Annotated in this window: 19 protein-coding genes; 2 read left to right on the forward strand and 17 right to left on the reverse strand. The window is 67.1% G+C overall.

The features are described from left to right. Positions 1 to 2: 2 nt before the first annotated feature. The 12 genes from QM590_RS05930 to rpe all read right to left on the reverse strand — a co-directional run bounded on the left by QM590_RS05930 (position 3) and on the right by rpe (position 12143). Positions 3 to 1214, reverse strand: coding sequence for a phosphoglycerate kinase (locus QM590_RS05930; RefSeq protein ID WP_269594155.1), 1212 nt, complete (start codon positions 1212 to 1214; stop codon positions 3 to 5). A gap of 5 nt (positions 1215 to 1219) precedes the next feature. Then, positions 1220 to 2239 carry a type I glyceraldehyde-3-phosphate dehydrogenase gene (gap, locus tag QM590_RS05935; protein WP_032365753.1) on the reverse strand — a complete coding sequence of 340 codons (1020 nt, stop codon included), beginning with the start codon at positions 2237 to 2239 and terminating at the stop codon, positions 1220 to 1222. A gap of 120 nt (positions 2240 to 2359) precedes the next feature. Beyond that, on the reverse strand, positions 2360 to 3343 hold the full coding sequence (whiA, locus tag QM590_RS05940) for a DNA-binding protein WhiA (RefSeq protein WP_068050529.1): 984 nt from the start codon (positions 3341 to 3343) through the stop codon (positions 2360 to 2362). Beyond that, the gene (locus QM590_RS05945) at positions 3334 to 4359 is read right to left on the reverse strand and encodes a gluconeogenesis factor YvcK family protein (RefSeq protein WP_149405832.1); all 1026 of its coding nucleotides are present in this window, start codon (positions 4357 to 4359) and stop codon (positions 3334 to 3336) included. The genes whiA and QM590_RS05945 overlap by 10 nt, the downstream gene beginning before the upstream one ends. Next, positions 4356 to 5249: an RNase adapter RapZ gene (gene rapZ, locus QM590_RS05950; protein ID WP_094642373.1), complete on the reverse strand. Its 894-nt coding sequence runs from the start codon at positions 5247 to 5249 to the stop codon at positions 4356 to 4358. The genes QM590_RS05945 and rapZ overlap by 4 nt, the downstream gene beginning before the upstream one ends. A gap of 56 nt (positions 5250 to 5305) precedes the next feature. Beyond that, positions 5306 to 7396, reverse strand: coding sequence for an excinuclease ABC subunit UvrC (gene uvrC, locus QM590_RS05955; protein ID WP_269594157.1), 2091 nt, complete (start codon positions 7394 to 7396; stop codon positions 5306 to 5308). A 71-nt stretch (positions 7397 to 7467) separates the two neighbouring features. Beyond that, positions 7468 to 7926, reverse strand: a complete 459-nt coding sequence (locus tag QM590_RS05960; RefSeq protein WP_068050542.1) for a PH domain-containing protein — start codon at positions 7924 to 7926, stop codon at positions 7468 to 7470. Positions 7927 to 7955: 29 nt separating this feature from the next. Beyond that, complete coding sequence (gene ribH, locus QM590_RS05965) at positions 7956 to 8453, reverse strand: 6,7-dimethyl-8-ribityllumazine synthase (protein WP_032398003.1); 498 nt, start codon at positions 8451 to 8453, stop codon at positions 7956 to 7958. Then, complete coding sequence (locus tag QM590_RS05970; protein WP_068050543.1) at positions 8450 to 9739, reverse strand: bifunctional 3,4-dihydroxy-2-butanone-4-phosphate synthase/GTP cyclohydrolase II; 1290 nt, start codon at positions 9737 to 9739, stop codon at positions 8450 to 8452. Before QM590_RS05970 ends, ribH begins: the two co-directional genes overlap by 4 nt. An 86-nt stretch (positions 9740 to 9825) precedes the next feature. Next, the gene (locus QM590_RS05975) at positions 9826 to 10437 is read right to left on the reverse strand and encodes a riboflavin synthase (RefSeq protein WP_094670225.1); all 612 of its coding nucleotides are present in this window, start codon (positions 10435 to 10437) and stop codon (positions 9826 to 9828) included. Further along, the gene (ribD, locus tag QM590_RS05980; RefSeq protein ID WP_269594158.1) at positions 10438 to 11469 is read right to left on the reverse strand and encodes a bifunctional diaminohydroxyphosphoribosylaminopyrimidine deaminase/5-amino-6-(5-phosphoribosylamino)uracil reductase RibD; all 1032 of its coding nucleotides are present in this window, start codon (positions 11467 to 11469) and stop codon (positions 10438 to 10440) included. Further along, on the reverse strand, positions 11469 to 12143 hold the full coding sequence (gene rpe, locus QM590_RS05985; RefSeq protein ID WP_068050536.1) for a ribulose-phosphate 3-epimerase: 675 nt from the start codon (positions 12141 to 12143) through the stop codon (positions 11469 to 11471). The genes ribD and rpe overlap by 1 nt, the downstream gene beginning before the upstream one ends. Before the next feature lie 36 nt (positions 12144 to 12179). On the opposite strand from rpe, the gene QM590_RS05990 reads away from it, so the two are divergent. After that, entirely contained in the window at positions 12180 to 12569 is a 390-nt protein-coding gene (locus QM590_RS05990) for an MmcQ/YjbR family DNA-binding protein (protein ID WP_269594159.1), read from the forward strand. A 34-nt stretch (positions 12570 to 12603) separates the two neighbouring features. Here the strand turns inward: QM590_RS05990 and QM590_RS05995 are convergent, their stop codons facing one another. From QM590_RS05995 to QM590_RS06005, 3 genes are all read right to left on the reverse strand, one after another. Further along, complete coding sequence (locus QM590_RS05995) at positions 12604 to 14073, reverse strand: RsmB/NOP family class I SAM-dependent RNA methyltransferase (protein ID WP_269594160.1); 1470 nt, start codon at positions 14071 to 14073, stop codon at positions 12604 to 12606. Beyond that, complete coding sequence (gene fmt, locus QM590_RS06000; protein WP_269594161.1) at positions 14070 to 14993, reverse strand: methionyl-tRNA formyltransferase; 924 nt, start codon at positions 14991 to 14993, stop codon at positions 14070 to 14072. Before fmt ends, QM590_RS05995 begins: the two co-directional genes overlap by 4 nt. 87 nt (positions 14994 to 15080) lie before the next feature. Then, on the reverse strand, positions 15081 to 15803 hold the full coding sequence (locus tag QM590_RS06005) for a PadR family transcriptional regulator (protein WP_269594239.1): 723 nt from the start codon (positions 15801 to 15803) through the stop codon (positions 15081 to 15083). A 191-nt stretch (positions 15804 to 15994) separates the two neighbouring features. Between QM590_RS06005 and QM590_RS06010 the strand changes: the two genes are divergently transcribed. Continuing rightward, positions 15995 to 17827: a diguanylate cyclase domain-containing protein gene (locus tag QM590_RS06010; protein ID WP_269594162.1), complete on the forward strand. Its 1833-nt coding sequence runs from the start codon at positions 15995 to 15997 to the stop codon at positions 17825 to 17827. On the opposite strand, the gene QM590_RS06015 is transcribed toward QM590_RS06010, so the two are convergent. Together QM590_RS06015 and QM590_RS06020 are read right to left on the reverse strand one after the other, a co-directional pair. Beyond that, positions 17743 to 18594, reverse strand: a complete 852-nt coding sequence (locus QM590_RS06015; protein WP_269594163.1) for a cyclase family protein — start codon at positions 18592 to 18594, stop codon at positions 17743 to 17745. The genes QM590_RS06010 and QM590_RS06015 overlap by 85 nt on opposite strands. Before the next feature lie 79 nt (positions 18595 to 18673). After that, positions 18674 to 20641 (reverse strand): primosomal protein N', encoded by a 1968-nt coding sequence (locus tag QM590_RS06020; protein WP_269594240.1) that lies wholly within the window; start codon positions 20639 to 20641, stop codon positions 18674 to 18676. Positions 20642 to 20788 lie beyond the last annotated feature (147 nt).

Here is a 20788-nt window from a genome sequence, read left to right on the forward strand (position 1 = left end):
CGTTACGCCTCCAGGACGGATAGGCCGGGGAGCTGCTTGCCTTCGAGGTATTCGAGGGATGCACCGCCGCCGGTGGAGATGTGCGAGAAGCCGTCGTCGGGCAGTCCCAGGGTGCGTACCGCCGCGGCCGAGTCGCCGCCACCGACGACGCTGAACGCGCCCTTCTCGGTGGCTCCGATGATCGCTTCGGCGATGCCCTTGGTGCCGGCCGAGAACTTGGCGAACTCGAACACTCCGGCCGGTCCGTTCCAGAAGACGGTCTTGGCATTCGAGAGGACAACAGCGAAGCGGCTGCCCGAATCGGGTCCGATGTCCAGACCCATCCAGCCGTCCGGAATCTCGGATGCCTTCACGGTCTTCGCCTCGGCGTCCGCCGCGAACTTGTCTCCGACGACGATGTCGACGGGCAGGTGGATCACGTCGCCGAAACGCTCGAGCAGGTCCTTGCAGACCCCGATCTGATCCTCCTGCAACAGCGAGTTGCCGACCGAATACCCCTGCGCGGCAAGGAAAGTGAACGCCATACCGCCGCCGATGACGAGGGTGTCGACCTTGGGGGCCAACGCCTCGATGACGCCCAGCTTGTCCGAGACCTTGGAGCCGCCGAGCACCACCGCGTACGGACGCGCGGCGTCCTCGGTGAGCTTGGCCAGTACCTCGACCTCGGCAGCGACGAGAGTGCCCGCGTAGTGCGGCAGCAACTGCGCCACGTCGTAGACCGATGCCTGCTTACGGTGCACGACGCCGAATCCGTCGGAGACGAATGCTGCGTCGTCGCCGGCCAGAGCAACGAGCTCACGAGCCAGAGCAGCTCGCTCGGACTCGTCCTTGCTGGTCTCGCGCGGATCGAAGCGAATGTTCTCGAGCAGCAGCACGTCGCCGTCGGTCAGACCCTCGGCCCGAGCCTCGGCGTCCTGACCCACCACGTCGCCCGCGAGCTGAACGTGACGGCCCAGCAGTTCGCCGAGCTTCGCTGCGACCGGAGCCAGGCTGTACTTCGCGTCCGGCTTGCCGTCGGGACGACCGAGGTGCGCGGTCACGATGACCTTGGCACCCGCCTCGACCAGTGCCCGAAGAGTCGGGATCGACGCCTGGATGCGGCCGGGGTCGGTGATCGTGCCGTCCTCGAGCGGGACATTGAAGTCCGATCGCACGAGGACGCCACGGCCTTCGACACCGGCATCGAGCAGATCCTGCAGTGTCTTGACAGCCATCGGTGTCAGAGGGACTTGCCGACGAGACCGATGAGGTCGGCGAGGCGGTTGGAGTAGCCCCACTCGTTGTCGTACCAGGAGACGATCTTGACCTGGTCGTCGATGACCTTCGTCAGCGGCGCGTCGAAGATCGACGAGTGCGGGTCGGTGACGATGTCCGAGGAGACGATCGGATCGGTGTTGTACTTCAGGATGCCCTTGAGGGGGCCCTCGGCTGCGGCCTTCATGGCGGCGTTGATGTCGTCGGCGCTGGCCTTCTTCTTCAACAGCGCAGTCAGGTCGGTGACCGAGCCGGTGGGGATCGGTACCCGAAGCGCGTAGCCGTCGAGCTTGCCGAGCAGCTGCGGGAGAACCAGGCCGATGGCCTTGGCCGCGCCGGTGCCGGTCGGCACCACGTTCAGGGCTGCGGCGCGGGCGCGACGCAGATCGCTGTGCGGCCCGTCCTGCAGGTTCTGGTCCTGCGTGTACGCGTGAATGGTGGTCATCAGACCCGAGACGATGCCGAACTCGTCGTCGAGAACCTTGGCGATGGGGCCGAGGCAGTTGGTGGTGCACGACGCGTTGGAGATGATGTTCTGGCTGCCGTCGTACTTGTCGTCGTTGACGCCCATCACGATGGTGATGTCCTCGCCCTTGGCGGGCGCGGAGATGATGACCTTCTTGGCACCGGCGTCGATGTGGCCCTGTGCCTTCGCAGCGTCGGTGAAGATGCCGGTGGACTCGACGACGACGTCGACACCCAGGTCACCCCACGGAAGTGCGGACGGGCCCTCACGCAGCGACAGCGCCTTGATCTTCTGGCCACCGACGACGATGGTGTCCTCGCCCTCGAGCGAGACATCGTGCGGCAAGCGACCCAGGATCGAGTCGTACTTGAGCAGGTGTGCGAGCGATGCGTTGTCGGTCAGGTCGTTGACAGCAACGATTTCGATGTCGGTGGTACCGAGCGCCTTCTGCGCATCGACAGCCCTGAAGAAGTTACGCCCGATGCGGCCGAAGCCGTTGACGCCTACCCGGATCGTCACTGTTCGCTCCTAAAAGTTGTGAAAACAGATGTTTGATTGTGCCTGCGTGCGGGGTGCCACACGCGGTTCCCACCCTAGTGTGCGCGCAGGCAGAGCGCGCGCATCACGTGATCGGGCCGGTCATGCCTCGTCGAGCAACTCGGCGGTGACGGCGGACTCGGTGTCCGGAATTCCGGTTTCCTTCGCCTTGCGGTCGGCCATGGACAGCAGGCGTCGAATTCGGCCTGCCACAGCGTCCTTGGTCATCGGCGGGTCGGCCAACTGGCCGAGTTCCTCGAGCGACGCCTGGCGATGCTGCACTCGGAGCGAGCCCGCGGCGGCCAGATGATCCGGCACATCCTCGCCGAGGATGTGCAGGGCCCGCTCGACGCGCGCTGCGGCGGCGACGGCGGCCCTGGCCGAGCGGCGCAGGTTGGCGTCGTCGAAGTTGGCGAGCCGGTTCGCGGTGGCCCTGACCTCGCGTCGCATCCGTCGTTCTTCCCAGATCAACCGGGTGTCCTGTGCGCCCATGCGGGTGAGCAGTGCCCCGATCGCCTCGCCGTCGCGGACGACCACTCGATCGGTGCCGCGGACCTCGCGTGCCTTGGCGGCCACGCCGAGGCGTCGAGCGGCTCCGACGAGCGCGAGAGCTGCCTCGGGTCCCGGACAGCTGATCTCCAGAGCCGAGGACCGACCCGGCTCGGTGAGTGAACCGTGCGCCAGGAATGCGCCCCGCCATGCCGCCTCGGAGTCCCCCACCGTGCCGCCGACCACCTGGGCGGGCAACCCGCGAACCGGGCGACCGCGCAGGTCCAACAGGCCGGTCTGCCGCGCCAGTGCCTCGCCGTCCTTGGCCACGCGCACCACGTAGCGAGAAGTCTTGCGGAGCCCGCCCGCTCCGAGCATGTGCACGTCGGAGGAGTAGCCGTACAGCTCGAAGATCTCCCGACGCAGCCGTCTCGCAATGGACCCGAGGTCCACCTCTGCCTCGACCACCACTCGGCCTGCCACGATGTGCAATCCGCCGGCGAATCGCAGGAGTGCGGACACCTCGGCCTTGCGGCAACTGACCTGACTGACGGTGAGCCTGCTCAGCTCGTCCTTGACCTCCGCTGTCATGGCCACGAAGTGATCCCCTCTCTGCGTGCGGTAGTCGGTGCGGTGCCGTCGGTGGACGACACGATGGAACCGAGAGCCGCAGCAAGCTTGCCGTAATGATGTGCGTGGGTGCCGTTTTCGGCAACGTCGACGTAGACGACCTCGGCACCGAGCCGGGCCGCTGCCCGCGCCACGTGCTCGCGGTTGCTGCCTTCCGGGACCGAGGCGGAATCGACCAACACGTAGTCGATTCCCAAATCCGGTGCGTGTTGGGAGAGTACGTGGACATGGCGCTCGGCGGAGAATCCGGTGGTCTCCCCCAGCTCCGGTGCGAGGTTCAACACCAGTACCTTCGGCGCGCTGGTGCGAGCGAGCGCGGCGAGCTGATCGGGCACCAACACGTGCGGGATGACGCTGGAGAACCACGATCCCGGTCCGAGCACCACGAGGTCGGCCTTCTCGATCGCAGCGAGTGCATCCGCCGAGGCAGGCGGCTCGGGTGGCAGCAGTCGAACGCGGCGAACCTTGCCCGGAGTCGTCGCCACCGCAACCTGTCCGCGAATGACGCGGCTCACGCGTGGGTCGTCCTCGAGACCGGAGACGTCGGCCTCGATGTCGAGTGCGATCGGCGACATCGGAAGCACCCGTCCGTCGATTCCGAGCATCCGCACCATCTCGTCGAGTGCGGCGATCGGATCGCCCAGTACTTCGGTGAGGCCGGCGAGGATGAGGTTGCCCACCGAATGTCCGGCCAGAGCGCCCGTGCCGCCGAAGCGGTGCTGCAGGACGTCCGTCCAGAGCTGCGTCCTCTCGTCCGATCGTGCCAGCGCAGCCAGTGCCATGCGCAGGTCTCCGGGCGGAATGACGCCGAGCTCGGCCCGCAGACGCCCCGAGGATCCCCCGTCGTCGGCGACCGTGACGATGGCGGTGACGTCGGGACCGAGCAGCCGGGCCGCCGACAGCGTGGCGTACAGGCCGTGCCCGCCGCCGAGCGCGACGATCCTGGGGCCCGCTGCCGGTACCTCGGTGTCGACCTCGCTCATTCGCGACCCAGATCCCGATGCAGCACGCGCACCGACACATCACCCTGGTCGGCGAGAATTGCCGCCAGTGCCTCGGTCATCGCGACACTTCGATGCTTCCCTCCGGTGCAGCCAACGGCCACCGTCATGTACCTCTTGCCTTCCCGCACGTATCCCTCGATGGTCAGATTCAGCAGGTGCGTGTACGTCTGCAGGTAATCGCGTGCCCCGTCCTGCCCCAACACGTAATCGCGAACGTCCGCGTCCTGGCCGGTATGTTCGCGCAGCTCGGGCACCCAATGTGGGTTGGGCAGAAAGCGCACGTCGCAGACCAGGTCGGCGTCCATCGGCAGGCCGTACTTGAAGCCGAAAGACTGCACGGTGACGCCCACTCCTGTGGTCTCGGCCGCACCGAACACCGTCTCGATCTTGCGCCGGAGTTGATGCACGGACAGGGACGTGGTGTCCACCGTGAGATCCGCAGCTGCCTTCACCTGAGCGAGTCGCAACCGTTCGGCGGTGATGCCCTCGGTCAGTGTTCCGTCCTGACCGTCGTTCTGCAGGGGATGGCTACGCCGGTTGGACTCGAATCGACGGATCAGCACTGCGTCGGACGCGTCCAGGAAGAGCACTCTGTTGCGCACGCCCTTGGAGTCGAGTTCTTTCACCACCCAGCCCAGATCGCCGGTGAACAGGCGGCTTCGAACGTCCATCACCAGTGCCAGACGCTCGATTCTGGGCTTGGACTCGCGTCCGAGATCCACCATCTTGGAGATGAGCTCCGGCGGTAGGTTGTCGGCGACGTACCAGCCGAGATCCTCGAGAATCTTGGCCGCAGTGCGCAATCCTGCACCGGACACCCCGGTGACCAACGCCACTTCGATCTCGTCGTGCTGCGACTCCCCCTCGATGGACTGCTCGAGGTGTTCTTCGGACGGTGGATGTCTCTGTGTCTGGTGTTCGCTCACTACGAAGCCTGTCCCGCCGATTCCACACGCGGTGCGATCGCATGTTCCGCCGTGTTCTCGCCCGATGTCGTTGCACTTGCGTTGCCATCATCGCCTACATCGGCGTCGTCCGTGTCGGAACCCAGCGCGGCCAGCACCGACTTGGCCGTGGTCTCTCCGATTCCCGGAACCTCGACAATCTCCGCGACCGTCGCACGCTTGAGGTTGGCGACCGAACCGAAGTGTGCCACCAACGCTGTTCGACGCGACTCACCGAGTCCGCGAACCGAATCGAGGGCCGACGCCGTCATCCGCCGTGATCGCTTGCTGCGATGGAACGTGATCGCAAACCGGTGCGCTTCGTCTCGGACCCGTTGCAGCAGATAGAGCGATTCGCTCGTGCGCGGCAGGATGACCGGATCCTCCTCCCCCGGAACCCATACTTCCTCGAGACGCTTCGCCAGACCGACCACAGCGACGTCGGTCACGCCGAGCTCGTCCAGTACCGCTGCGGCGGCGGCCACCTGAGGGGCACCGCCGTCGACGACGAAGAGGTTGGGTGGATACGCGAACTTTCGTGGTCTGCCGGTCTGCGGATCCAAGGCCGCTTCGGGGGCCAGATCGCCCCCTGTTCCCTCGGCCGAGCCGTCGGCCGAGTGTCGCAGGAATCGGCGACGAGTCACCTCGGCGATGCTCGCCACGTCGTCGGAATGCCCGTCGCCTGCCGCTTCCTTGATCGCGTAGTGGCGGTAGTCGCTCTTGCGGGGCAGTCCGTCCTCGAAGACGACGAGCGAGGCCACCACGTCGGTTCCCTGCACGTGGGAGATGTCGATGCACTCGATACGCAGTGGTGCGGAATCCAGATCCAGCGCCTCCTGAATACCCTGCAGCGCAGCCGATCTGGACGTGAAGTCGCCTGCACGCTTGAGCTTGTGCTGCTGCAGGGCCTCCTTGGCGTTGCGCTCGACGGTCTCGGCCAACGCCTTCTTGTCGCCGCGTTGCGGAACGCGCAGGGTCACGTTCGAGCCCCGGAGTTCACTGAGCCAGACCTGAACCTCGTCGGCGTTGTCCGGCAGGACCGGAACCAGTACTTCCCTCGGGACGGCATTGGATCCGCCGTCGTCGCCGCCCGGTGCCTGTGCGGACAGGGCGGCCTGCTCGCCGTAGAACTGCGTCAGGAACTGTTCGACCAGAGCGGGCAGATCGGCCTCGTCCTGGCGTTCGATCACCTCGCCTGCCTTCTCCACCACCCAGCCGCGTTGCCCTCGCACACGGCCGCCGCGGACGTGGAATACCTGAACTGCCGCTTCCAGGGCATCGGTGGCGAAGGCGACGAGATCGGCGTCGGTGCCGTCGCCGAGCACAACCGCCTGCTTCTCCAATGCTCGACGCAGCGCACCGACGTCGTCTCGCAGACGCGCGGCGGTCTCGAAATCGAGGTCCTCGGACGCAGCCTGCATCTTCTTCTCGAGCTGACGAACGAGCTTGTCCGTCTTACCGGCCAGGAAGTCACAGAAGTCCTCGACGGTGCGCCGATGCTCGTCGGCGCTGACTCGGCCGACACACGGTGCCGAGCACTTGTCGATGTAACCCAGCAGGCAGGGCCTGCCGATCTGATTGTGGCGCTTCAACACTCCGGTCGAGCACGTGCGCGCGGGGAACACCCGCAACAGAAGATCCAGCGTCTCCCGAATGGCCCACGCGTGCGCGTAGGGGCCGAAATACCGCACGCCCTTGCGCCTCGGTCCGCGGTAGACGAACAACCGCGGGTATTCCTCGTTCATCGTCACCGCGAGCATCGGATAGCTCTTGTCGTCGCGGTAGCGGACGTTGAACCGCGGATCGAATTCCTTGATCCAGTTGTACTCGAGCTGCAGGGCCTCGACTTCGGTGGTCACCACGGTCCACTCCACCGAAGCCGCGGTGGTCACCATCTGGCGGGTGCGAGGATGCAGCGAGGCGATGTCGGCGAAGTAGGAATTGAGCCGACTGCGGAGGCTTTTGGCCTTTCCTACGTAGACGACGCGACCGTGCGGATCGCGGAATTTGTACACCCCCGGCTCCACCGGGATGGTTCCGGTGGCCGGGCGGTAGGTAGCGGGGTCGGACACGGCAACCACGTTAGCCGTCGGGTCCGACGTTCTCCGCATCCGCAGCTCAGCTGTGGTGCGGAGGTCCGACGTCAGTCCCGATCGACCTCGATGTCCGGAACGGAGGCGGCGGGCGCGTACTTGCGTTCGAGGGTGCGGAACTGTCTCACCGCCGCGACCGCGTGGTCACGATCGTTGGACTGGATGGCCATCACATTGATGAATTCGTCGTCGGGAATGTCGACTCTGGCCCACATAGCGCCGTCCGGGAAAGACAGGCCACGCACCAGATCCCATTCGATGAGACGCTCCGACAACAGGTTCCGTACCGCGACACCGGCCGGCCCGACGCGAATGCGCGGGCGCGTCAGCACGAGCGCCAGACCTCCCAGAAGGACTCCGATTCCCGCCATCGCGAGCTGGTCGGCGGTCCTGAAGTACACCCCGGTCGGCGACACTCGCAGCAGGACGGCGACGGTCGAGTGCGCCACCACGAGCAGTACCGCGGTCGCGATGGCGTAGCGGGCCGACTTACGCGACTTCACCACCATGTCCCACTCGGCGGACGGTGCGCTGCCGGTCACGTGAACTCCTGATTCGTCCAGGGTTGGCGAAGGTGCTTGAGAGTCAGCGCGGTGTCGATCGCGGCCGCCGTGGCCTGAGCGCCCTTGTCCTCGAACGAACCGGGCAGTCCGGCGCGATCGAGCGCCTGCTGCTCGTCGTTGGTGGTGAGCACACCGTTGGTGACCGGAGTGCCCTCGTCGAGCGAGACACGCGTCAGCCCGGCCGTCACGGCGTCGCACACGTACTCGAAATGTGGTGTGCCGCCACGGATAACGACACCGAGGGCGACGACGGCGTCGTGGTTGCGGGCCAGCGCCTGCGCGACGACGGGCAGTTCGATGGCTCCGGCGACACGGATGACCGTGACGTCCTCGATCCCCGCCGACTCGGCTTTGCGAAGTGCACCGTCGAGCAGCGCCTGGGAGATCTTCTGGTGCCATTGACCGGCCACGATCGCCAGCTTGAGATCACTCGCGCCTGCCAACTGCAGGGTGGGTTCGCCTTCGCCGCTCATGATGTGGCCCCATTCTCGTGGGCGGGAGTGGAGCCTGCGGAATGACCATTTTCGAAGTCGTCGAGCCCGGTGAGGTCGTGGCCCATGCGGTCGCGCTTGGTGCGCAGGTAGGTGAGGTTCTCGGCGTTGGCGCGCAACGGCATCGGCACTCGCTCGGTCACGTGCAGCCCGTAGCCGTCGAGTCCCACTCGTTTGGCGGGGTTGTTGGTCAGCAGCCGCATCGAGGACACGCCGAGGTCGACGAGGATCTGGGCACCGATTCCGTAGTCGCGCGAGTCGGCGGGGAGTCCGAGCTGCAGGTTGGCGTCGACGGTGTCGGAGCCTGCGTCCTGGAGTTGGTAGGCCTGGAGCTTGTGCAGCAGACCGATGCCGCGACCTTCGTGTCCGCGCATGTACAGCACGATGCCGCGGTCCTCGGCGGCGACCATTTCCAGCGCCGCGTCGAGCTGTGGTCCGCAGTCGCAGCGCAGTGATCCGAACACGTCGCCGGTGAGGCATTCGGAGTGCACTCGAACGAGCACGTCGTTGCCGTCTCCGTCGGGGCCCGCGATGTCGCCGCGGACGAGCGCGACGTGTTCGACCTCGTCGTAGATGCTCTGGTAGCCGACGGCGCGGAAGGTGCCGTGGCTGGTGGGGATTCGGGCGTCGGCGACGCGGACGACGTGCTTCTCGTGCTTGCGACGCCAGGCGATGAGGTCGGCGATGGAGATGAGAGCGAGGTCGTGTTCGTCGGCGAAGACGCGCAGTTCGTCGGTCTGTGCCATCGCGCCCTCGTCCTTCTGGCTGACGATTTCGCAGATGACGCCTGCAGGCCTCAGGTCTGCCATGCGGGCGAGGTCGACGGCCGCCTCGGTGTGGCCGGGGCGACGCAGCACTCCGCCGTCCTTGGCGCGCAGGGGTACGACGTGGCCCGGCCGGGTGAAGTCGTTGGCTCCGGTGTCGGGATCGGCGAGCAGTCGCATCGTGGCCGCCCGGTCGGATGCCGAGATTCCGGTGCCGATGCCTTCGCGGGCGTCGACGGTGACGGTGTACGCGGTGCCGTGCTTGTCCTGATTGGTGGCGAACATCGGTGGCAGGCCGAGCCGGTCGCAGTCCTCACCGGAGAGCGGAACGCAGAGGTAACCGGAGGTGTAGCGGACCATGAAGGCGACCAGTTCGGGGGTGGCCTTCTCGGCGGCGAAGATGAGGTCGCCTTCGTTCTCGCGGTCCTCGTCGTCGACGACCACCACTGCTTTGCCCGCAGCGATGTCCGCAACTGCGCGCTCGATACTGTCGAACCTGGTCACCACGGTGTGCTCCATACGTCTCGGGCCTGGCTCAGCGCCCTGGAAATTCTCCGATGCACCATCGATTGCGTGCACGTCAACAGTACTTACTGTGCGTCGATCGTCTGCAGCCGCTCCACGTACTTGGCGATGACGTCGACTTCGAGGTTGACCGGCGTTCCGACCTCGGCCGTGCCGAGAGTGGTCAGGTCGAGGGTGGTGGGGATCAGGGAGATCTCGAACCAGTGCGCACCGTCGTCGGCACCGAGCCCGGAGACGGTGAGCGAGACGCCGTCGACGGTGATCGAGCCCTTCTCGACGACGTAGCGTGCGACCGAGGTGGGCAGTGCGATGCGCACGACCGTCCAGTTCTCCGACGGGGACCGGCCGATGATGGTCCCGGTGCCGTCCACATGGCCCTGCACCAGGTGCCCACCGAGGCGGCTGCCGAGCGCGGCTGCCCGCTCGAGGTTGACGCGGCTGCCCACATCGAGGGCACCGAGGCTCGAGCGGTTCAGAGTTTCCTGCATGACGTCGGCGGTGAATCCGCCGTCGGGCAGTACCTCGACGACGGTCAGGCAGACGCCGTTCACGGCGATGGAGTCGCCGTGGCCTGCATCCGAGGTCACCACCGGTCCGCGGACGGTGAACCGCGCGGCGTCGGGAAGTTCGTCCTTGGCCACGATCTCGCCGAGCTCTTCGACAATTCCGGTGAACATCTACTTCGCTCCTTCGGGCACGACGCCGATCAGAATGTCGTTGCCGATCATGGTGACTGTCTCCGTGCGGAACCGAATTGCGTCGGCAATTGTTCCGATACCCGCATTCTCCACCGCTGCGGGCCCGCTGCCCAACACGGCCGGCGCGACGTACGCCACGACGCGGTCCACGAGCCCGGCGGCGAGGAACGCTCCGGCCAACGTCGGACCGCCTTCGAGCTGGATGTCGGTGTGCTCGTGCAGAGCATCGATGACGGCGGCGGGATCGTGTGTGTCGAGGAACACCGTGGGTGCGTCGGATCCACGGATTGCCGCGGTCGGGGGTGTCGGCCGCGATCCGACGACGACGCGCACCGGTTGGTGGGGTGCAAGGGTCCCGTCGGGACGTCGTGCGGTCAGGCGCGGGTCGTCGGCCAGTACGGTGCCGGTTCCCACCACGATGGCGTCGAGCTTGGCCCGTTCGGCGTGGACGTGCGCCCGGGACTGCGGTCCGGTGATCCACTGGCTCGTGCCGTCCGCCGCCGCGCTACGGCCGTCCAGGGTGGCGGCATACTTCCACGTCACGTGCGGCCGCCCGGTGCGTTGCTTGTGCAACCAGGCTCGCAGCGGACCCTGCCGCACCTCGGTCTCGCCGGTCCCCTGTTCGACGCGAATGCCCGCCCCTCGCAGAGCTGCCCCGCCGCCCGATGCGAGCGGATTCGGATCGGCCACGGCGTGCACGACCGCCGCGATGCCTGCATCGATCAGGGCCTGTGAGCACGGTCCGGTGCGGCCGGTGTGGTTGCAGGGTTCGAGGGTCACCACCGCGGTACCGCCGCGAGCTCGGTCCCCGGCCTCGGCCAACGCGACGATCTCGGCGTGTGGTCCGCCGGGCGGGCGAGTCGAACCGATGCCGACGACGATGCCGTCGGCATCGAGGATCACCGCGCCGACCGGGGGGTTGGGACTGCTGATGCCCCGGGCGGCTTCGGATGCCTCGACGGCGAGGGCCATGGCGTCCGCGACGGACAGTGCTGCGCCCCGGCCGTTCATTACGACAGGTGGTGTGATGCGCGGGCGGCGCGGGCACGGAGGTCGCGCACGGCGACCGCGGGGTCGGCGGTGTTGTAGACGGCAGATCCGGCCACGAAACAGTCGATTCCGGCCTCCGCGGCCTGCTCGATCGTGTCGGAGTTGATGCCGCCGTCGATTTCCACTATCAGACGGAGATCACCGGAATCGACAAGTGCCCGAACAGCTTTTGCTTTGGAGAGCACCTCGGGCATGAACGACTGTCCGCCGAAGCCCGGCTCCACGCTCATCACCAGCAGGGTGTCGAAGTCGCGCAGGATCTCGAGGTACGGCTCGATGGGTGTTCCGGGCTTGACGGACAGGCCCGCTTTCGCACCCGCGGCGCGGATATCGCGTGCCACGGCTGACGGGTCGTCGGTTGCCTCGGCGTGAAAAGTGACGTTGTACGCCCCGGCCTCGGCGTAGGGCGGAGCCCAGCGGGCCGGGTCCTCGATCATCAGGTGGCAGTCGAGGGGGATGTTCGTCGCCTTCAGCAAGCTCTCCACTACCGGCAGACCCAGGGTGAGGTTCGGCACGAAGTGCGCGTCCATGACGTCGACGTGCAGCCAGTCGGCTCCGGCCACCGCCTCGGCTTCGGCAGCCAGACGAGCGAAATCAGCGGACAGGATCGAGGGGGCAATCATCGGGGAAACCACGATTGACGAGCCTAGCCCAGCCGGTATCGTTCGCCCATGACCACCATGGATTACGCGGCGACGGTGATCGCCGAGTTGCCCGAGGTCACCGAGGGTGTTCGGTACGGCCATCCGGCGTGGTCGGTGGGCAAGAACGTGTTCGCATGGATTCGGCCGTTCAGCAAGGCCGATCTGAAGCGATTCGGCAGCCAGATCCCGCCCAGCGGGCCGATCCTCGCCGTCCGCACCGCTGATCTGAACGAAAAGGAAGCCATCCTCGCAGCCCACCCGCGGACGTGCTTCACCATCCCGCACTTCGACGGGTTCGCCGCCGTTCTGGTCGACATCGACAACACCGGCGACGACGAACTGCGAGAACTGATCGTCGACGGGTGGCTCGTCTACGCCCCGAGAACCGTGGCCGAGACGTTCCTGGCCGGCGACTGATGACATCGGCTTTCCGGTCACATCGGTTTGCTGGTCACATCGGTTTACGCAGCGCCGCCATGAACATCGCGTCCGTGCCGTGTCGGTGCGGCCACAGTTGCACGGACGTACCGTCACCGAGTTGTGGCACGCCCGGCACCAGCTCACGGGTATCGAGCGGCTCGACGCCGTAGCGGCGGATCGCGTCGGCGACGACGGCCGTGGTTTCGGACAGATGCGGCGAGCAGGTCGAGTACAGCACCACTCCACCGGGGCGAACCAGCTCTATTGCCGCTGCCAGCAGTTCTTTCTGCAGCGTCACGAGCGCCGCCACGTCGGAAGGTTGTCGACGCCAGCGTGCTTCGGGCCTGCGGCGCAGGGCACCGAGTCCGGTGCACGGCGCATCGACGAGCACTCGGTCGTAGCCGCCGTCGAGTCCGGACGCTCGACCGTCGACGGTGTGCACCGTCACCGGGAGATCCTTCGTCGTCTTCGACACCAGATCGGCTCGGTGCGGGGTCGGTTCGACCGCGTCGACTATGGCACCGTCGATCTCGGCGATGGCACCGATCAGGGCAGCTTTACCGCCCGGTCCGGCGCACAGGTCCAGCCACCGGCCACCGTCCTCGCCGACGAGCGGCGCCAGAGTGAGCGCCCGGCCGACGAGTTGACTGCCTTCGTCCTGCACTCCGGCCAACCCGTCACGGACGGCGTCGATCTTGCCGGGATCACCGCCGTCGAGGTGCACGGCGTACGGCGAATAGGGCCCCTCTTCTCCCCCGGTGATCAGCGCCAGTTCTTCGGCGGAGATCTCACCGGGCCGGGCGACCAGATGCACCGAGGGGCGCGCGTCGTCGGCCTCGAGGACAGCGGCGAGTTCACCGGCGTCGGCACCGAGTGCATCGGCGAAGGCCTGCGCGATCCACTTGGGATGCGCGTACTCGAACGCCAGGTGACCGACGGGATCGGCCCCCGCCTCGGGCGCAAGTTCGTCGACCCACTGCGCCGCCGTGCGTTCGGACACGCGCCGCAATACGGCGTTGACGAAACCTGCTTTGCCGGAACCGAATTCGGACCGAGCCAGGTCGACCGACGTGGCGACGGCGGCGTGAGGAGCCACCCGGGTACGCAGCAGTTGGTACGAGCCGAGCCGCAGAATGTCGAGTAGTGGTCCGTCGATCTCGGCGGCGGGCCGACCGGCGGCGTGGGCGATCACGGCGTCGAGCACACCACGCGCTCGGGACGCGCCGTACGCGAGTTCGGTGGCCAGTGCCGCGTCGCGTGAGTCCAGCTTGCGCTCTCGCAGCAAACCGGGCAGCACGAGGTTGGCGTAGGCATCCCGCTCGCGAACGGCCTTCAGCACGTCCCTGGCCGCGCGACGGGCCGGATCTATCGCGTCGACGGCACGAGGTCCCCCGCCCTGCGGGGGCCGGTTTCCCTTCGGACCACGCGCACCGGGCGACTTCTTGGTGGTCTTTCGGGCCGGACTCGACTCGCGCTTTCGAGGCCTGTCGGGTTCTGTCATCGCGCTACCGCCGTATCGTCCAGCCGAGCGCCGCGCGCCCAGTCGAGTGCCTTCATGAGCTTCTTGCCCTGCGGTTGAACTTCGCCGAGAACCACTGCCGTCGTACCTGTTCCGACGTGCACGCCGGACTTGCGCACCTCGATCGAACCTGGCGCGAGCGTGTCCTCGGAGTGCTGAACCGGTGAGATCTTGACGCGGAGTTCACCGATCGTCGTCCATGCGCCAGGTGCGGGGGTGACCGATCTGATGTGCCGATCGACGAATGCAGCAGACCGCGTCCAGTCGATGCGTGCGGCGTCGACGCTGACCTTGCTCGCGTAGGAGATCCCGTCCTCGGGCTGCGGATGCGCCGATGCCGTCCCGTCCTCGATCGCGTCGAGGGTGGCAGCGAGTAGGTCCGCTCCGCTCGACGCCAGCCGGGTGAGCAGGTCCCCTGTCGTGTCGGTTGCGCGTACCCGCTCGGTGACGACGCCGAGTACCGGGCCGGTGTCCATTCCCGCGTCGAGCAGGAAGGTGGAGGCACCGGTGATCTCGTCGCCTGCGGCGATGGCGGCCTGTACCGGCGCGGCACCTCGCCATGCGGGCAGCAACGAGAAGTGCAGATTGATCCAGCCGAAGCGAGGGATGTCCAGCACCGGCTGCGGCAGCAGTGCCCCGTAAGCGACCACCGGACACACGTCGGGTGCGAGTTCGGTGAGCTGTGAGACGAAATCCGGATCCGAGGGCTTCGCGGGCGTGAACACAGGGATTTCGTGCTCGTCGGCCAGCTGCCCGACCGGTGACCGCATCGTCTTGCGACCTCTACCGGCAGCGGCGTCGGGCCGAGTCACCACGGCGATCACCTCGTGGCGTTCGGACTCGAGCAGTGCCCGCAGCGACGGGACCGCGGGCTCCGGTGTACCGGCAAAGACGACGCGCACTCGAGCAACTCCCTGGGATGGACGAAAGGATCTCGGGTGTCCATCCTAGGGAGTCGCGAGCACTGCGGACGATTCCGCACCTGCCGGTCACGGCGCGTCGGGGGCGTCGACCGTGTCGTCGGGATCTCGATCGGTCGAACCGTCCTCGGCAAGTATCCGATACAGCGCCCTGCGGGCTTGAGTGAGAATCTCGGCGGCCTGCTCCACCTGTTTCGGTGTGCCCACTCCGGCAACCTGACCGGCTGCGCCCATCAACTGGCCGATCAGCGCCCGCAGATCCCGGGCGTCGACTCCGACGGACTCTGCCACGTCGTCCCACGGGCTGCCCAGGTCGGCACGATGGGCCTCGATGTGCGTTCGACCCTCGTCGGTCAGTGCAGCGGTCTTGCGGCCGGCCACCTTGTCGATGAGGACCAGGCCCTCGTCTTCGAGTTGCGACAGGGCCGGGTAGATGGAGCCAGGACTCGGCTTCCAGGTGCCGTTGCTCTTCTCGGCGATCTGCTGGATCAGTTCGTATCCGTGCATCGGACGTTCCTCGAGCAGCAGGAGGATTGCAGCGCGCACGTCCCCGCGACGCCCTCGCCCTCCCCGACCGCGACCTCGACCGAAATCTGCGTTCGGCCCGAAACCACCGGGACCGAAACCGGGGCGCATGCCTTCCGGTCCCCGTCCGAACGGCCCACCGGCACCGTGCCTGCTCCGTTCACCGTGACCTCTCCTGCCGCGGCCGCGCTCTCGTGGACCGTGATCGTCCGACGGGCCGCGGTCCTCACTCTGCGCGACCCACATCTGGAACGGCGCGCCACGCATGTGTCGACGTGCTCCTGCGCGACGTCCGAATTCGTGTGCGAATCCTTCGATTGCGTAATTCATGTCTTGCTCCTTCGTATCGATTGACATGTCGACGATATATCGACAATAGATCTTTGGCAAGGTCCAGAGGCAACCTCCACGTTTCCCGACTGCGAGGAACGCGCCCCGGACGGCTCACGCTCGCTAGGATGACGCGGTCGGTACGAGCTCTCGTCCAACAGACCGAAACAGCGGCCGGCTCTACCGCGCTCGCGCAACCGCGCTCGCGCACCAACGAGGGAGGCCGTGTGGCCGGATCGACGAGGCGACGCGTGACCGTCGTGCTCGGATGCGTCCTCGTCATCGTCCTGCTCGCCGGCTCCAACGTTCTCGGCCAACGAACCTCCGTACTGATCGACGACGTCGCACAGCTCGCGGGAGGTATCACGGCGACGATCGTCTGCTGGCGGACGGCGTCGAGAAGAACGGGCACCGAACGGCAGTGGCGCGTTCTGATGGCCGCCGGAATGGCCTGCTGGAGTGCAGGCATGGCGGTCTGGGCCTTCTATCGATCCGTTCTCGGCATGCCGCTGCCGACCGCGTCCGTCGCCGACGTCGGATTCTTTCTCTTCCCGATCCTCGCCGTGCCTGCCCTGCTGGCCTTCGTCGGCCCGTCGCCCTGGCGGGCTGCCTCGAGTGCACGCCATGTCTGGGTGATGTCGTTGCTCGACGGGGCCGTCGTCGTCGGGTCGCTCTTCGTTCTCTCCTGGGCAACCGTGCTCGGCGCGGTCGTGCATTCGTCGGAATCCGAATCGATCGAGTTCCTGGTGGCGATCATGTACCCCATCACCGACCTGGTACTCGTGGCCATGATCGTGCTGCTCGCCGTGATCCCGAGGATCGCCGCGCGATATCGGACGCAGCTCACCCTGCTCGGCGCCGGAATCCTGATGATGGCGATATCCGACAGCATCTATGCGTATCTCGTCGCCACCGGTGCGGACTTCATGCCGGTTCTGACCGACGGCGGATTCATCGCAGGCACAGCGCTCATCGCCCTCGCGGCCGCTGCCCCGAGGACCGTGGACGACAACCCGGCACCGCGTGACTCGTCGACACACGGCTCGTCGCTGTACGGATCGCAGCCCACCGAGTCGGACTGCACCGAGGCCGTCACCGGCGCGAGAACGCAATTGCTGTTGCCGTACGCACTCATGGGTGCGATCGGGATCGTGTTGGCGATACTGCGTGTGCAGACCGGGGAGCTGGACTCGACCGTGGTGGTACTCGGGGTTGCAGTGGTGTTGCTCTCACTCGTTCGCCAGGTGATCACCCTGGTTCAGAACGACAATCTGCTGCGCAGCCTGACTCGGGCGCAGGCCGAGTTGACGTACCGCGCGCATCACGACGGGCTGACCGGATTGCTCAACCGGTCGTCGTTCGACGAGCACCTTCGAGCGGCGGTGCACGACGCCCGAGCGGGCCGGGGCCGCGCCGTCCTGCTCCTGATCGACCTCGACGACTTCAAGAGCGTCAACGACAGATTCGGACATGGTGGCGGCGACCGACTACTGATCGAACTTGCACGCCGCCTCGACCGATGCGTCGTGGACGGAGTAGTGGCGCGCTTCGGCGGCGACGAGTTCACCGCCCTGGTGTACGCCGACCTCGATGCCGGTCGCGCGACGGCGGTCCGCATCGCCGAGACGATGCGGACCGCCCACGAGATCGACGGCCATTCGGTGTCGGTCGGCGTGTGCGTGGGCGTGGTGCAGATCGGTCAGCTCGACCGCACACCCCACGACACCACGACCGTGGCCGGCTCCGACACCGCCGACGAGGACGAGCTGATGCGGCTGGCCGATCGAGCGATGTACGAGGCCAAACGCGAGGGCAAGGCCGGCATCTACGCCTACGACACCGCGGGTGCACTCACCGCGGTGCCGAGCACCTCCGATCAGGCGACCCTGGGGACCAGGCCGAAAATGGTTGCAGGTGAACCGGATCCGGCTCGGTTGATCGGGCCGCCGACCAGAACGTAGGCACCCGTGGTCGGAATCGACTCCAGATTGGTCAGGTTCTCCAGGCTGATCCGACGCCGGTCGTAGAGCTTGACCGACACCGGATAGGTGTCGTCGTTGCCCAGATCGGGCCCGAAGGTGTCGGTGCCGAGGGCACCTCTTTCGGCTAGCCTGCCCGTGTCGATCAACCACTGTGCTGCCTCCGGAGAGAACCCGGGTTGGTGCGTCACACCGTCCGCGTCCGCGTTGGCGTACGCATCGGTCCCCCAGCGTGACGCCCATCCGGTCCACAGAACGACAGCCGCCCCTGGTGGAATGGCACCGTTGACTGCTTCCCAGTTCTGCAGGTCGGCCACGGTTACGGCGTAGTCGGCGTCGGCCGCCGCCCGATCACGAATGTCGATCTTCACCGCGGGCAGAAACAGATCCTTTGGATCGAGCTGGTCGGCGGTCAGGCCACCTTCCTGGAAGTGCGCGGGTGCGCCCCAGTGCGTGCCGGTGTGCTCGCCCTCCTTGACGTACTGGAGGTAGAAGCCGTCGTCTGCGACGGTGAACGCCGTCTCTAGCGAGAATTCGGGATCGCCGGGAAAGATAGGGGTGAGCGCCGGATCGTTGATGTGCGACAGGGACACGATTCGTAGCAGTCGATCCAACGGAACGACCGGTGTCGGTGGCTGCGCCGAGCCGGTACCGGGCAGGGCGTCGGCGGTGGCAGGTGCGGCCAGACGGGCACCGATCACCACTGCCAAACCTGTTGTCGCACGGCGAAAGAGCTGCCTTCTCTTCATGTCCCCGACCCACCTTTCATCGGTGCCCCGTGCGCCGCCCCGAGGCAACCCTAGGCCACGTCGAGCCGGGACGGCGGAATCAGCCGATTCGAATCGGGTCTATCTGGACCCGCACTCCGCCGCCGAGTTTCTTGGCACTGCGCGATGCCTGCGCGGTGGCCAGTGCCCGCGCCAACGCCGCCCCGGTGCTGCGCGGCACGCGTATCAACAACCGCTGCACATCACCGGGACGTGCGTCCTCACCACCGCCCGCCGGTGCCCGTTGGCCGTCCGGCAGATCGACCGGACCGAGTATTTCCACCGACTCGGGCAGATCTGCGCTCTCGACCAGCGCGGAGATCGCATCGGTGGTTCCGTCGACGGCCGCAACGTGCACGGCGGGCGGGAACCGTACCTCCACTCGTTCGTCCAACTGACTTCTGGCGTGCCACAGCGGGTCCCAGCGAACCAGTGCCTGCACAGTGGGTATCTCGGACTCGGCGACGACGACCACTCGGCCGCCTGCCGTGCCCGGCCGAACCAAAGCGGCGGCGGTCATCCACCGACGCAGTGTCTCCTCGGCCGCGCGCAGGTCTGCCCGGCCGAGCAGGGCCCAGCCGTCCAGCAAGAGAGCCGCACCGTATCCACCGTCGACCGTCGGCTCGGCACCGACGGTGGACACGACGAGACCGGCACCGGGTCGGACGGCGTCGAGCACGGCGGCGCCTCCCGAGTTGTGAACCGGTACACCGGGAAATGCCCGTCCGAGTTCCTCGGCGGTGCGGCCCGCGCCGATCACGACCGCACGCAGGTTGCGCGATCCGCATACCGTGCACCGATGCGCGGTGTCTGCGATGCCGCACCACGAGCACGTCGGACTCCCTGCTCCGTCGCTCCCCGGGGCCGACGGCAGCGCCAACGGACCGTTGCACCGGCGACACCGAGCCGGATGTCGACACTTCGCGCACGCCAGTGACGGCACATAGCCCCCGCGCGGAACCTGAACCAGCACAGGCGAATCGGCCTTCAGCGCGGCCCGCGCCGCCTCGAACGCGATCGCGGGCAACCGGGCGACACGGGCTGCCGGATCCCGCGCGAGCGCATGGTCCGAGTCGGCCAAGGCCACCACGTGGGGTTGACGCTCACGGACAAGCTCACGTGGAGCCACCAGGTCGTGTGCCCAACCGGAATCCACGAGAGCTTCCGCCTCCGCAGTCCGCGCATGTCCGCCGATGACCACCGCGGCTGCGGAGACGTGCGCTCGCAGCAACGCCACTTCTCGGGCATGCGGATACGGCGAACGGGGCTCGGCGAAACTGTCGTCACCGTCGTCCCAGATGGCGATCATGCCGAGAGTAAACACCGGAGCGAACACGGCGCTTCGTGTCCCCACCACGACGACCGGGCCCGATCGCAGACCACGCAACCATTGCCGATACCGCTTCGCCGGGCCCAAACCGGCCGACAGCGCCACCACCCGGTCGGCACCGAGCAGAGCCGTACAGGCCGTCTCCAGACGATCGAGGTCTCGCTGATCGGGCACCACGACCACCGCAGACCGACCGCCGGCCACGGTCACGGCGGCGGCCTCCGCCAACCGCATCGGCCACAGCTCACCGGGCAACGCCTGCCATACCGCGCGCGGTACGCGTCCCGACGCCAACGCCTCGAGGAAGTTCGAGCCGTGGGTGTAGGCCGACCAGGCTGCCCGGTCGATGTCCGGCTCGGCCGGGGGCTCGACGGCGGGTGTCTGTTCCGCCTCGACTCGGGCGTGGCGAGCCGGGATCGCCAGCCGCAGCACGTCCGCCCTGGTCCCGGCGTATCGATCGGCCACCGCCGCGGCCAGTTCAGCGATCTCCGGAGTCAGAACCTGCTCCGCGGACACCACCCGATCGAGCCAGCCGAGCTTGCCGGAATGCTCGGTCTCGGCCAGTCTGGCCAGCACGAAACCGTCGACCAGCCGGCCCGCGAACCGCACCCGAACTCGGACACCCGGCTGAGCATCATTGCTCACCTCTTCGGGCACGAGGTAGTCGAACTCGCGGTCGAGATGCGGCAGCGGCAACATCGGAAGAATGCGCGCGATCGGGAGATCCGACGCCGCCACCCGCGCTACGCCCGCCACCGCACCTCCTCCTCGATTCTCACCCCACACTCGATGTCGGAGCACCGAGTCGGTGCGAGCAGGGTACGTGCAGAACGGTCGAAACCGAAC

Origin of the sequence: Rhodococcus sp. IEGM 1372 (assembly GCF_030056835.1) — a bacterium.
Taxonomy (GTDB): Bacteria; Actinomycetota; Actinomycetes; order Mycobacteriales; family Mycobacteriaceae; genus Rhodococcoides.